The organism is Streptomyces sp. ISL-43 (assembly GCF_018614195.1).
In the GTDB taxonomy this organism is placed as follows: Bacteria; Actinomycetota; Actinomycetes; order Streptomycetales; family Streptomycetaceae; genus Streptomyces.
This window is the reverse complement of the sequence record NZ_JAGGOT010000029.1, coordinates 48,599-61,035: the sequence shown is the minus strand read 5'-3', so window position 1 is coordinate 61,035 and position 12,437 is coordinate 48,599. Positions and strand designations below refer to the sequence as shown.

The following is a 12,437-nucleotide window of genomic DNA, read 5'->3' as shown; positions in this document are numbered from 1 at the left end:
TGTTCGTCCCCGCCGCCTTCATTCGCCACTGCCGCCACCGCCCTCGCCGTCCCCGTCGGCCCCGTCGGCTCCGACGGCCGCCGCGTACAGCCCCGTCTGGACCTGGACCGTGCGGCGCCGGGTGATGTGCAGACCGCGCCCGACCGGAAGCACCTTCGGCTTGACGTTGCCGAAGAGAATGCCCTCCGACGGCGGGCAGGACAGCAGCAGCGCGGGGGTGTTGACCTCTTGGAGCTTGCGCATGAGCGGGTCGACCAGCCCGCGTCCGGCGTTGTTGGCCGAGCGGGCGACGATGAGGTGCAGGCCGATCTCGGTGCCCTGCGCGAGATAGTCGAGGACCGGCGCGAAGGGGTGGGTTCCCGAACTGCCGATGAGCTCGTAGTCGTCGACGACGATGAACAGTTCCGGCCCCTGCCACCAGTCCCGCAGGCGCAGCCGGCTCGGTGGGATATCCGCCGACGGCACCCGGTTGACCATGGCCTTCGCGGCGCCGTCGACCATCTGCCGCAGCGCGTCCGCGGCGACCGCGTAGCCGAGCCGATGGGTCTCGGGCACCGTCTCGTAGAGCTCGCGGCGGAAGTCGACGAGCATGATGCGGGCTTGGGCCGGGGTGTAGGCGCTCATGATCTGAGTGGTGATCAGCTTCAGCAGGTTCGTCTTGCCGGACTCGCTGTCACCGACCACGATCAGGTGCGGATCATGGTCGAAGTCGTGCCAGAGCGGCTGGATCTGCTGGTCCTCCAGACCCAGCGGGATCTGCAACGCACCACGCGGCGCCGGGAGTTCGGCCGCGTCGAGGAGCAGCGGAAGCATCCGTACCGCGGGAGCGCGGGCGCCCGTCCAGTGATCGGCGATCACGTCGGCGAGGTCGGCCACTCCCTCGCTCAGGTCGCCGGAGGTGCCGCGACCGTCCATCCGCGGCAGGGCGGCGAGGAAGTGCATCTCGTCTCCGGTCAAGCCCCGGCCGGGGATCTGCGGGACCTTGGCGGCTGCGCGCATGTTGACCACCGAGTCGATCGGGTCGCCGAGCCGCAGTTCGATTCGCGTCTGCAACTGGTCGCGCAGGCCGCTGGTCACCTCGCCCCATCGGGTGGTTCCGATGATCAGGTGGATGCCGTAGTTGAGGCCGCGCTGCGACATCAGGGTGAGCTTCTGGACCAGGTCCGGGAACTCCTGGCGCAGCGTGTTCCAGCCGTCCACCACCAGGAAGACGTCGCCGTACGGGTCGTCGGCGAACTCGCCGGCGGCCTTGCGGCGGCGGAAGGAGACGATGGAGTCGACTGCCTCCTCCGCGAAGTACTTCTCGCGGCGCGCGATGATGCCGTCGATCTCGGCGACGGTCCGGTTCACCCGCTCCGGATCGTGCCGTCCGGCGACACCGCCCACGTGGGGCAGCCCGCGCAGCGAGGTGAGCGCGCCACCACCGAAGTCCAGGCAGTAGAACTGCACTTCGGCCGGCGTGTGGGTGAGGGCCAGGGCGGCCATCACGGTCCGGATCACGGTCGACTTGCCGCTCTGCGGGGCGCCCGCGACGCCCATGTGGCCGCCCGCGCCCGACAGGTCGACCATGAGCAGGTCGCGCATCTGCTGGAAGGGCCGGTCGATCACGCCGACCGGCACCTTCAGGGTGCCGCGTACGGAACCGCTCTCCACGGTCAGTCCGTACTGCGGGTCGGGAGCCAGTGGCGGGAGCAGTTCGTCGAGCGTGGGCGGTACGTCGAGCGGCGGCAGCCACACCTGGTAGGCGGGCGGTCCGGCGTCGTAGAGCCGCTCCGTGGCGATGTCGAGGAGCGCCCGGACCTCCTCGGGCTCCTCCTGAGCGGGTTCCTCGACCTCGGGCAGCGCGGGCGGGGCGACGTACTCGGTGCTGTGCTCGACCACTTGGCCGGTGAGGGCCGCCAGCCGTCCCGCGCGTCGCTTCGGCTTGTACGCGCCCGAGACGTACGCGGCCTTGAAGCGGCTCAGGGTGGAGATGTCGCTGCGCAGGAAGCCGTTGCCGGGCTGAGAGGGCAGTTGGTAGGCGTCGGGCACACCGAGCACGCCCCGGCTCTCCATGGCGGAGAAGGTGCGCAGGCCGATGCGGTAGGAGAGGTGTGACTCCAGGGCGTGCACGCGGCCCTCGTCCAGGCGCTGCGAGGCGAGCAGCAGGTGGACGCCGAGTGAGCGGCCGAGTCGGCCGATCATCACGAACAGGTCCATGAAGTCCCGGTGGGCGGAGAGGAGTTCGGAGAACTCGTCGACCACGACGAACAGGGTGGGCATCGGGTCGAGGGGGGTGCCCGAGGCGCGCGCCGTCTCATATTCCAGGAGCGAGGAGTAGTTGCCGGCCGCGCGCAGCAGTTCCTGCCGGCGCATCATCTCGCCGTGCAGGGCATCGCGCATGCGGTCGACGAGGGCCGCCTCGTCGGCGAGGTTCGTGATGACCGCCGAGGTGTGGGGCAGCTTGTCCAGGCCGAGGAAGGTGGCACCTCCCTTGAAGTCGACGAGAACGAAGTTGAGGATCTCCGAGGAGTGGGTGAGGGCCAGGGCGAGGACCAGGGTGCGCAGGAGTTCGGACTTCCCGGATCCCGTCGCGCCGATGAGCATCCCGTGCGGTCCCATGCCGCCCTGGGCGGATTCCTTGATGTCCAGGGCCACGGGGGTGCCGTCGGCGCCGACGCCGAGGGGGACGCGCAGTTTGTTCGACTGGTTGCGCTGTCCCCACTGCTGCTGGACGTCGAAGGTGTGCAGGTCGTGGATGCCGAGGAGCGAGGTCAGGTCGAAGTCGGCGGCCAGCGGTTCCCCGGCGTCGACGGAGTCGCCCAGCCGGTAGGGGGCCAGGAGCGTCGCGAGTCGGCGTGCGGCGGCGGGAGGCATGGTGTCGGGGCGTCCGAGGACGGTGACCTCGTCCTTGCGGTTGCGGTCCGCGCCGACCATCTCCAGGTTTCCGTCGGTGATCCGCAGCCGCAGCGTGACCCGGGAGTGCTTCCACTCCAGTGCGCCGGCGAGGTCGATGAGTGTGGCGTTGCGGTATCCGGCGAGCACCGCGCGGTGCGGGCCGGCCACCTGGGCGCCGTCGAGCACGATGACCGTGTACGGCTCGTCGCGGCTGGGGGTCGCGTCGGGCTCGTAGGGCGGCCGGGCCGCGAACTCCTCTCCGAGCAGTTGCTCGACCTCACCGATGGTGGCCGCGACCAGTCGTACGGGACCGGCGCCGTCGGTCTCGACGGGATGCAGGGCGTGCGGGAGCCACTTGGTCCAGTCCCAGTGCGCTCGGCGGTCGGGGGCGGTGACCACGGCGATCCGCAGTTCGTCGGGGGCGTGCAGGGCCGCCAGTTGGGCCAGCACGGAGCGGACCAGCGAACGGGCGCGCTCCTCGCCCTCGGGATCCTCGCAGCGCAGCATCACCTGCGCGAAACCGCGCAGGTGGATGGCGATGGGCTGGCCGTCGACAGTGCCGTACGCGTGGATGAAGCGGCGCAGCGCGTGGGCGGCGAGCGGTTCGAGGTCCTCGACCGGTTTGGTGGCGAGCGGTGCGAGGCGTACGGCGAGCCGCTGCGCGCCGACCGCGATGCGCACGTCGCTGAAGTCGGGGTGCGAGGAACGGCGCTCCCAGAGCCGGGAGGTCCGCACGAGGGAGGACAGCTCCTCCGGTCCCGGATTGCGCCAGGCGAGGGCTTCCTGCTGTTTGCCGATGTCCTTGCGGACCTGGCGGCGCATCTGGCCGAGGTAGCGCAGGTAGTCGCGCCGCTCTCCGACCAGCTGCGCCTTGCGGTCGCTGTTGCCCCGGATGATCTGGGTGACGAGCATGCCGACGGCGGAGAGCACCATGGTGCCCATCGCCACGTACGTCATGATGCCGCCGTTGGGGCGCAGGAACACGAAGACCATGGACAGCGAGCTGAGGGCCATCGGCACCATGGTGATCATGTTCGACGCGCTGCTCTGCCTCTCCGGCAGAACGGGGGGCTCCTGCAGCTGGAGCTCGCCCTCCGGCATTTCGGGACCGGGACGCCGGGCCGGCCGGCTGACTGGCACCACGCTCAACGGGAGGCTCCTCACTTCCGGACGGCCGTGCGGTCCGTCCCTCCGGGGAACGTGCGGGGCACGCGCCGCGGTTCAGGGGCCCCGCCACCCCGGCGCACGTCGGTGAACCGCTGCCCACGACGGGGACGTTGCAGTCGCCGACGGCGCTCGGCGGCCCGCGACCGCGGATACGGCCGGCGCCCGGCCACCGGCCGGGACGATCTGTAAGGTGCGCGGATGCGCGTCCAGACGACAGGGAGAGCCCGGTGGAACCGGTGAGCGGGAACAAGGACACCGAAGAGGTCAGCCGGACCCTGCGCGGCTGGCTGGCCGCGACCGCGCCGACGCACTCCGTCGGACCTTCGGATGCCGCCGATCACGCGGATCCCTCGGACGCCACGGACCCCACGGACGCCACGGACCCCTCGGACCCCACGGACCCCGGGAACCATGGGGCCCCAGGGGACTCCGGGGACCCCGCGGATGCCTCCGAGTGCACCGGCCTCGACGTACCCCCGGGCGACGCGGCGGCAGTGACCGGGGCCGTACGCGCGCTGCTCGGCCTCGCCTCCGCCCGCGGCGGCCTCTCCGCCCTCCTGGCCCGGTCCTCCCTGTCCGCGGCGGGTTTCGCCGAACTGCGGCTGCTGGCCCAGGCCTTGGTGGTCGATGAGCACCCCTCCGCCGGGCGGTGGACGAGCACGGAGCGGCTGGACGTGGCGTCCTGGGTGGCGCTCCTGCTCGACCGGTACGGCGAGGACGGGGTGCAGTGGCTGGTGGCCTCCTTGCGCGGGGAGGACTGACCCCGGGCGGCCGCGGACGGAGACGGGCCGGCCCCGCCCCGGCGACCCGCGGCCGACCGGTCGGCACGCCCGGTGAACCCGGTGGCCCGTCCCGGCCGTTCTCGCCGATGACGGTATTCCGGCATGCGGACGTGCCATGGGGAAGGGCGGGCGGGCAGTGAGCGGTGGCGCGGTGGCAGGGCTTTGCCGATTGAGGTTTCGCGGACCGCTGAAGGTGGTCGAGCTGTCCGTGCCCTCCGACGTGCCCTTGGCCGACCTGCTGCCGACCGTCGTCGATTTCTCCGGCGACGAACTGGCCGAGGAGGCCGTCGAGGCGGGCGGCTGGGTGCTCCAGCGGCTGGGGGCCGAGCCGCTCGACGAGGAGCTCTCCGCCGAGGCGCTCGGGCTCAGGGACGGGGAGGAGCTCCACCTGCGCCACCGCCGCGACACGCTGCCGCTGGTCCACTTCGACGACCTCGTGGACGGGATCGCCACCGGCCTGCGCGGCCGCGGCGACTCCTGGCGGCCCGCGCTGACCCACCACCTCGCGCTCGCTGTCGCCCTCCTCTCGCTCGCCGGCGGAATCGCCCTGCTGGCCCTGCCCGGACCGCACCCACTGCGGATCACGGCGGCGGCCACCATCGGGATACTGCTGCTGCTCTGCGCGGGCAGCGCCTCGCGTGCGGTGGGTGACGCCGGGGCGGGAACCGCGCTGGGAGCGGCGGCCGTGCCGTACCTGGCTCTCGCCGGAGCCCTGCTGCCCGCCGCCGGCGGCGGCGATCCGACGGCGGCGCGGTTGCTGGCCGGGAGCTCCGCGGCCGCGGGCGGCGCCGTACTGGCGCTCGCGGCGGTGGGCTGCTCGGCCCCGCTGTTCCTCGGGGTCGCGGTGACCGCGGCGCTCGGCATGGCGGCCGGCACCATCGCGCTGGCCGGGCTGCCGCTCGGCCACACCGCGGCCCTGGCGGCGGTGGTCGTCGTGGCGTTCGGCGCCTTCGCACCCAGCCTCTCGTTCCGGATGTCCGGGCTACGGCTTCCCGCGCTCCCCCGCAACGCCGAGGAGCTCCAGGAGAACATCGAGCCGTTCCCGGCCGCCGATGTGCTGGCCCGCAGCGCTGTGGCCGACGGCTTCCTCACCGCCTTCCACGTCGTCGTCGGTGCCGCGTGCGCGGGATGCCTGACCCTGGTCGCGGGCCTGAGCGGCTGGGCGCCGGCCGCCCTGACCGCGGCCCTGTCCGCGCTGCTCCTGCTGCACGCCCGTACGGTCGGCAGCGTGCCGCAGCGCATGGCGCTGCTGCTGCCCGGCGTCTACGGTCTCGCGCTGCTGACGGCCGGCTTCGCCGCGGGCCTCGCTCCCGGGGAGCGGCCCTTGCTGCTCTCCGCGCTGGTGGCGGTGGCCGGGGCGCTCGCCGTCGTGTCGTGGACGGTGCCGGGCCGCCGGCTGCTGCCGTACTGGGGGCGGATCGCCGACCTCGCGCACAGCCTGACGGCGCTGAGCCTGCTGCCGTTGGCGCTGACCGTCGCCGGAATCTTCCGGATGATCCGCTCGGCCGCCGGCTGACCTGGCGCCGCCCGCACGACGAATACGGTCTTCTTCAGAAGGAGTTGGGATGCAATCCAGGCGCGACCAGGTCCAGGCGCACCTGTTCGTCATGGGGCGCCTCGGGGCCGGCATGCTGCGGGCCGAGCCCGACGCACCGGACACGCCGACCGGCCGTACCAACCAGGGCATCCGCAGGGGTCTGTACATCGGCATCGCCATCGCCGTGGTCGTGGGCCTGTACGGGGTGATCTCACCCGGCGGCTCGACCGGCTGGCGCAAGCCCGGGACCCTGGTCGTGGTCAAGAAGACGGGCGCACGGTACCTGTTCCTCGGCGGTGAGCTGCATCCGGTGCTCAACCAGACGAGCGCGAGGCTCCTGGCCGGCGAGAAGATGCAGTTCGCCGAGGTGAGCGAGAAGTCGTTGAAGGGCGCCCCGCGCGGCGCCCCGGTGGGCATCGTGGGCGCCCCGGAGGGTCTGCCGGCCGCCGGCGAGCTGTCGGTGGAGGGCTGGCTCGCCTGCGGTCTGCCGCAGCCGGCGTCCGGACCGGCCGCGCCCCAGATCGCGCTCGCCGTCGCGATGGCCTCCCAGGGCACCCCGTTGACGGACGGCCAGGGAGTACTGGTCGCCACACCCGACGGTGAGCGCTACCTGCTGTGGCAGGGGCAGCGGCTCCGGCTGGACACCCGCAACGGGGCGCTCTCCGCGCTCGGCTACGGCGCCGCCACGCCGTTCACCGTCGCCGCGGCCTTCCTCAACACCCTGCCGGCCGGGCCCGATCTGGCGGCGGCGGACGTGCCCGGGCGCGGCGGCACCGGACCCGTACTCGCCGGGCACCCGACGACGACGGGGCAGTTGTTCACCGGGCCCGGCGGCGAGTACTACGTACTGGCGCAGGCGGGCCTCAGGGCGCTCACCCGGACGGAGTTCGAGCTGCTGCGCGGCGATCCGCGCACCCAGCGGGAGGCCTACGCGGGCGCTCCGGCGATCGCCACCCCCGTGGGAGCCGCGGACCTCGCCGCCCATCCGGTCGCCGCCGCGCCCACGAGCCCCGGTGCGGGTACGGTCCTGCCGGCCGAACCTCCCCGGCTCCTCACCCCGGCCCGGCACCAGAGCGTGTGCGCGGGGCTGCGGCCGGGTGCCGCCGGGCCGGCGACCCTGGTGACGCTGGCGGACACCGCGGCCGTCGCGGGAGCCCCGCCGGCGGTCCAGCCGGGGGTCGTCCCGACCTGCGCGGACGCCGACCGGATCATGGTCAGGCCCGGTGGCGGAGCGCTCGTCACTGCCCTGTCCGGGGCCGGCACGGGCGGCACCGCCTACCTGGTGACGGACAGCGGGGTGAAGTACCCGCTGCCGTCCGCGGACGCCGCGAAGCGGCTCGGCTACGCCGCCGCGCGCACGGTGGGCGTGCCCGCGGGCCTGCTGAAGCTGCTGCCCACCGGCCCGAGCCTGGACCCGGAGGCACTGGCGGCGGGCGGCATGGTGAGCGCCTCCCCGGGCGCGCCCTGTTCGGCGCGGAACTCGGGGTGAACCCTGCGCGGGTGGAGGCCCGTTACGTCTGACAGAGGCTCCCGGCACACGCCGTCGACGCGCTGGGCGGGCAACCGGAACCGGGCGCGCCACCCACCGGAACCACCTCATCGGCCGCCCCTGAAACGACCCAGGAGAACACGTGACAGCCAGCCCCGAAGAGCAGTTGGTCACTTCGGACCAGGTCATTCTCAACACCATCCAGCACCTGGACGGCTACCTGGTCCAGATGATGAACGCCCGTTCCCAGGTGGACGAGGTGATGGAGCGGGTCGGGTGGAACTACCAGGCCGAGTCGGCCAAGGCGTTCCTCCGCAAGGTCGAGGAGTGGATCATCGGCTACGACACGATCATGCAGAAGTACCAGACGCTCATCGACTCGACCCAGGGTGCCCAGAAGTTCCTCACCCAGGCCGAGGAGGAGGCGCACGCCACGGGAGGCAACTGGGGCGGGCCGATCTTCGAGGCGCTGAACGGCTGACGCCTGCCGGCACTCGTTCCTCCGTCCGAACTCGCGCAACCGCTCACCGGATCCCAGAGAGAGGCCCCGCTCCCGTGGCAGACCTAGACATCAATCACAACGCGCTCGCCGAGGCCAACGAGGACATGAAGGCGGCGGCCAAGAAGATGCACACCAACCTGGAGATGCTCGTCACCGAGCTCTCCACGGTCAAGGACAGCTTCAAGGGCGCGGCCGCCGCCGCGTTCCAGGACTTCGTCACGACCGTGCACCAGCTGGACACCGCGATGTCCCAGGAGTTCGACAGCGGCGCCGACAAGCTGGCGGACATGCACCTGACGATCAGGAACGCCGACAAGCGGAGCGCCTCCCTGTTCCCCGGCGGCCGCACCTGACCCGGCGGGCGACCGGCCGTACCGGCGGACGCCCGCCCCCACAGACCGGCATGACCGGAGGTCCCCCACCTTCGACGTGCCGACACGGACCCGGCCACGCTCCCCCAGCAGGCCGGGTCCGTGCTTTCTCCCCGTGTGCCTGAACCCCCTTCCGAGGGCGGCCCGTTCCTCTGGGTGGCGGCGCGCGTACGACCGGATCCACGAGCCGCAGCCGGCACCCCGACGAAGGAGCACTCATGGCGAAGGAACCGAAGCCCGACGGCGACGAGGGATCGGGCGACGGCGGCGACCTCAAGATCACCGACAAGTACCTCCTCGACTTCGCCGAGAAGAAGATCGCCCCGTACCAGGCCCTGCTGGAGGGCGATCACTCCCTCTTCATGCTCAAGAACAAGTGGCAGAACGGGTCGTTGATCGGGGACGAGGGCAAGCTGCTGCCGGGCAACACCGTGCGCCTGCCGAGTGCCGAGCAGTTGCAGACGAACTTCCAGGCCTACGCCAAACAGCTCGTGAGCGCGTTCGCCATCATCTCGGCCGCCGCCCACGGCTCGTACGTCACGCTGCACGACATCCGGCTGCTGCTGCAGAACGCGGACGACGAAGCGCTGAGCGCCGCCGAGATGTGGGAGGTGCTCACGCAGGTGCAACAGCATTCGAAGCCCCCCACGAGCGGCAACCCGCCCGCGGGCAACCAGAGCTGACGAGAAGGGCCCCCGCGATGCACAACTGGGACGAAGTCGTACCGATCTTCCTGCCCAAGACCGACTCCGTGAAGACCCGCGTCGATGTGGCGGGGCCGGCTTCGCCGAAGTGGATCGACAAACACCTGAAGGTCGATATTTCCATCCCCAACCCGAGCGAGGAGCATCTCAAGGCGAAGGCAGTCGCAGCCAGTCCACCCCTCGACGTCTTCAGCTTCGTCTCGAGGCCCTCGGGATACGGGTACCTGATCGGGCTGCGCATGAACTGGGACATGTTCAACGACAGCACGGCGAATTACAACACCTACCGCACCGGCGTCTACGCCCTGCTGGAAAACCTGAACAACACGAAGAAGAACGAGAACGTCAACGCCACGACCTTCGATCGGGCCGCCGACGCGCTCCAGGGGGTCGCGAAGCTGCTGGTCACGTCGCTCGACAAGAAGAGCGGGCTGCTGGGCTGGATCGACCAGCTCGGCGACACCGGGGACAACTGGCGCGGCAGCGCCGCAGGCGAGTTCAAGAAGTACCTCTCCAACATCGCCCTGGCCCTCACCCACATCCAGACCGACCTCCTGCACCCCGACGACTTCGAGGCCCAGCTCAGGGCCGCCGGGACGTCCCTGCGGCAGTCCCACCAAGAGATGCTCGAGGTGGAGGCGAAATGGTTCGCGACCCCCGACAGCGGCGCGACGCAAGTACTGAAGAGGGCCCTCGACCACCATCTGGCGATCGGCCCCAGGATCGACGAGCAGTACGCCGTCTGGGCCGATGGGCTGAACATCGCTCACGACCCTTTCTGGGACAAGGTGGAGCAGACCGCCAAGGGCTACTGGCTGGCCGGCCTCAGCGCCAATGTGCTGACCCTGTCCACCAGGGCGGGGACCCTGTACTCGATGGACTCGCTGGCCGACAGCGTCTACACGTACCTCGACGCCGAGTACACCCGTCTCGCCGGCGCCCTGGGGCGCGGCGTCATCCAGCCCAACCTCGGCCTGCCCCAGAGCCCCGGCGGCGGCGCCGGCGGCCCGGTGCCGGGGCCCGGAGCGGGCGGCGAGGGCGGAACGGGCGACGGGGGCGAGGGCGGGGGCGGGAACGAGCAGGGCGGCAGCCAGGACATCCCCCCGCCCGGCGGCAATCTGAACCTCGGCGGCGGGAGCGGCGGGAAGGGCGGGAAGGGCGGGGGCGACAAGAACACCGTCAAGCCCCCGGGCCCCACGCCCGGCCCCCTCATACCGAACCCGAGCACCGGCCTGCCCGGCAACGGTACGGCGAACCTCCTCGACAAGGAGGGCAAGCCGGTCCTCGGCAAGGACCACCAGCCGATCACGGTGCCGGTCGGCTCCGTCATCGGCAAGGACGGCAAGATCCGGGATTCCAAGGGGAACCTCGTCCTCGGCAAGGACGGCAAGCCCCTCGTGGCCCCGCCCGGCGCCAAGCTCAAGGAGCAGCCGGCAACCAACCCGGGCGGCGGCCTGGACCCCTTGCTGCTCGACCGGATCAAGGTGCCCGAGGGCGCGAAGGTCAACCCCGACGGCGTACTGGTCGACGCCAAGGGCAAGCCGCTGCTCGACTCCAACGGCAACCCGTACGTCCTCCCGAAGGGCGCGAGCGTCAACGCCGACGGCATACTCGTCGATGCCAAGGGCCGCCCCATCGACCGCTCTTCCCAACTGCTCGCCGACACCGAGCACGCACTGCTCGACTCCCGCCGGGACCTGCGGCCGGTCACCAGCTCCCAGTCACTGGGCTCCGGCGGGCGGGACGCGCTCGGCCTCTCCGGCGGCGGACACCTCTCCGGCCTCGGCGCCTCCGCGGGCGGCGGCGCCGGCGGGAAGGGCTCCGGCTCCGCCGGCCCGCTGCTGGCCGCCCCCTCCATGGTCAGCGACCGGGCCCTGCAGGCGGCCGACGCCGCGGCGCCCCCCGGTACGGAGGCCGACCGGGCCAAGGCCACCGCCGCCGAGGACGCGGCCAGACAGCTGGCCACCCAGCAGCAGACCCAGAGCGGGCCGATGATGCCCCCGATGGGCGGCGCCGGTATGGGCGCGGGCGCGGGTGCGGGCGGCGCCGGCGGCCAGAAGGACCGCCAGCGGACCACCTGGCTCTCCGAGGACGAGGACACCTGGGGCACCGACACCGGGACCGTCAGCGGAGTCATCGGCCGATGACCGTACGGACACAGCACACAGGAAAGAAGGACCAGTGAGTCTCGAAGCCGAGGGCCGGATCGAGCTGGTGATGGCCAGCCTGCGGGAGCAGACCGCGAGGATGACCGAGGCGCGGGCGGAACTCGACCGGGCGACCGCGAGCGCGACCTCCAAGGACCGCATGGTCACCGTGACCGTGGGCCCGCAGGGCCAGGTCATCTCCATGAACTTCCGCACGACGGCGTACAAGGAGATGGCCCCCGCCGAGCTCGCGGACGTCCTCACCAACGTACTGAACGACGCCCGCGGCCGCATGGGCGAGCAGGTGATCGAGCGGATCAAGTCCTTCGCGAACGTCGGCGAGCAGATCCGCATGGCGGCCGGGCTGACCGACATGCCGACGGACATGGACGAACTGCTCAAGCCCCTGCGCTCCATGCGCCCGGGCTTCGAGGCGGAAGAGGCGAGGAAGCGCTCCACGAAGCAGGAGGAATTCAATGGCTAAGCCGAAGCTCAAGTCGCTGGCGGACCTCAAGGGCAAGTTCGCCCACTACGAGGACTACGAGGCGAAACTGCACGACCTCAGCCTGCGCATCGCCGAGGTCAACCGTCTCAACAAGGACTCCGCGGGGCACGACGCGATCGGCAAGAAGTACCACGAGGTGGTGGACAAGCCGACCGAGAACCTGACGGGGACCGTCAAGTACATCGGGAAGTCCCTCGGCCGGGTCACCACCGCGGGCAAGGACTCGAAGGACATCACCGACAAGGCCGACGAGCAGGCCGGGGAGAACGCGGGCGACTGGTAGCCCGCGCGCACGCCGGCCGCCGCTCCTTCCCGTCCCGGTCCTGCCCTTGTCACGCCCCGTCCGTCGCCCCGCC

The 12,437-nt window shown here is 71.6% G+C and carries 10 protein-coding genes; 9 read left to right on the top strand and 1 reads right to left on the bottom strand.

Annotation, left to right across the window (positions count from 1 at the left end; translation table 11 throughout):
* Positions 1-18: 18 nt before the first annotated feature.
* Entirely contained in the window at positions 19-4,026 is a 4,008-nt protein-coding gene (gene eccCa / locus J7F03_RS16365; protein WP_374104345.1) for a type VII secretion protein EccCa, read from the bottom strand.
* Positions 4,027-4,271: 245 nt separating this feature from the next.
* Here eccCa and J7F03_RS16360 point away from each other — a divergent pair, with 245 nt between their 5' ends.
* From J7F03_RS16360 to J7F03_RS16320, 9 genes are all read left to right on the top strand, one after another.
* Positions 4,272-4,805 carry a hypothetical protein gene (locus J7F03_RS16360; RefSeq protein WP_214950101.1) on the top strand — a complete coding sequence of 178 codons (534 nt, stop codon included), beginning with the start codon at positions 4,272-4,274 and terminating at the stop codon, positions 4,803-4,805.
* A gap of 136 nt (positions 4,806-4,941) precedes the next feature.
* A complete protein-coding gene (gene eccD / locus J7F03_RS16355; RefSeq protein WP_214950099.1) occupies positions 4,942-6,342 on the top strand; it encodes a type VII secretion integral membrane protein EccD in 1,401 nt (466 codons plus the stop codon).
* A gap of 49 nt (positions 6,343-6,391) precedes the next feature.
* The gene (gene eccB, locus J7F03_RS16350) at positions 6,392-7,852 is read left to right on the top strand and encodes a type VII secretion protein EccB (protein WP_214950097.1); all 1,461 of its coding nucleotides are present in this window, start codon (positions 6,392-6,394) and stop codon (positions 7,850-7,852) included.
* A gap of 142 nt (positions 7,853-7,994) precedes the next feature.
* A complete protein-coding gene (locus J7F03_RS16345) occupies positions 7,995-8,333 on the top strand; it encodes a hypothetical protein (protein ID WP_214950095.1) in 339 nt (112 codons plus the stop codon).
* Positions 8,334-8,407: 74 nt separating this feature from the next.
* On the top strand, positions 8,408-8,707 hold the full coding sequence (locus tag J7F03_RS16340; protein WP_214950093.1) for a WXG100 family type VII secretion target: 300 nt from the start codon (positions 8,408-8,410) through the stop codon (positions 8,705-8,707).
* A gap of 236 nt (positions 8,708-8,943) precedes the next feature.
* Positions 8,944-9,408 (top strand): hypothetical protein, encoded by a 465-nt coding sequence (locus J7F03_RS16335; protein ID WP_214950091.1) that lies wholly within the window; start codon positions 8,944-8,946, stop codon positions 9,406-9,408.
* A 17-nt stretch (positions 9,409-9,425) separates the two neighbouring features.
* Positions 9,426-11,576, top strand: coding sequence for a hypothetical protein (locus tag J7F03_RS16330; RefSeq protein WP_214950089.1), 2,151 nt, complete (start codon positions 9,426-9,428; stop codon positions 11,574-11,576).
* 34 nt (positions 11,577-11,610) lie between these two features.
* Positions 11,611-12,060, top strand: a complete 450-nt coding sequence (locus J7F03_RS16325) for a YbaB/EbfC family nucleoid-associated protein (RefSeq protein WP_214950087.1) — start codon at positions 11,611-11,613, stop codon at positions 12,058-12,060.
* Entirely contained in the window at positions 12,053-12,364 is a 312-nt protein-coding gene (locus tag J7F03_RS16320; RefSeq protein WP_214950086.1) for a hypothetical protein, read from the top strand. The genes J7F03_RS16325 and J7F03_RS16320 overlap by 8 nt, the downstream gene beginning before the upstream one ends.
* The last annotated feature ends 73 nt before the right edge of the window (positions 12,365-12,437 follow it).

Excerpts from the sequence above, each read along its gene's own strand:
- J7F03_RS16335 (WP_214950091.1), top strand. The coding sequence starts at position 8,944 with ATGGCGAAGGAACCGAAGCCCGACGGCGACGAGGGATCGGGCGACGGC.
- eccB (WP_214950097.1), top strand. The coding sequence starts at position 6,392 with ATGCAATCCAGGCGCGACCAGGTCCAGGCGCACCTGTTCGTCATGGGG.
- eccD (WP_214950099.1), top strand. The coding sequence starts at position 4,942 with ATGGGGAAGGGCGGGCGGGCAGTGAGCGGTGGCGCGGTGGCAGGGCTT.
- J7F03_RS16320 (WP_214950086.1), top strand. The coding sequence starts at position 12,053 with ATGGCTAAGCCGAAGCTCAAGTCGCTGGCGGACCTCAAGGGCAAGTTC.
- J7F03_RS16330 (WP_214950089.1), top strand. The coding sequence starts at position 9,426 with ATGCACAACTGGGACGAAGTCGTACCGATCTTCCTGCCCAAGACCGAC.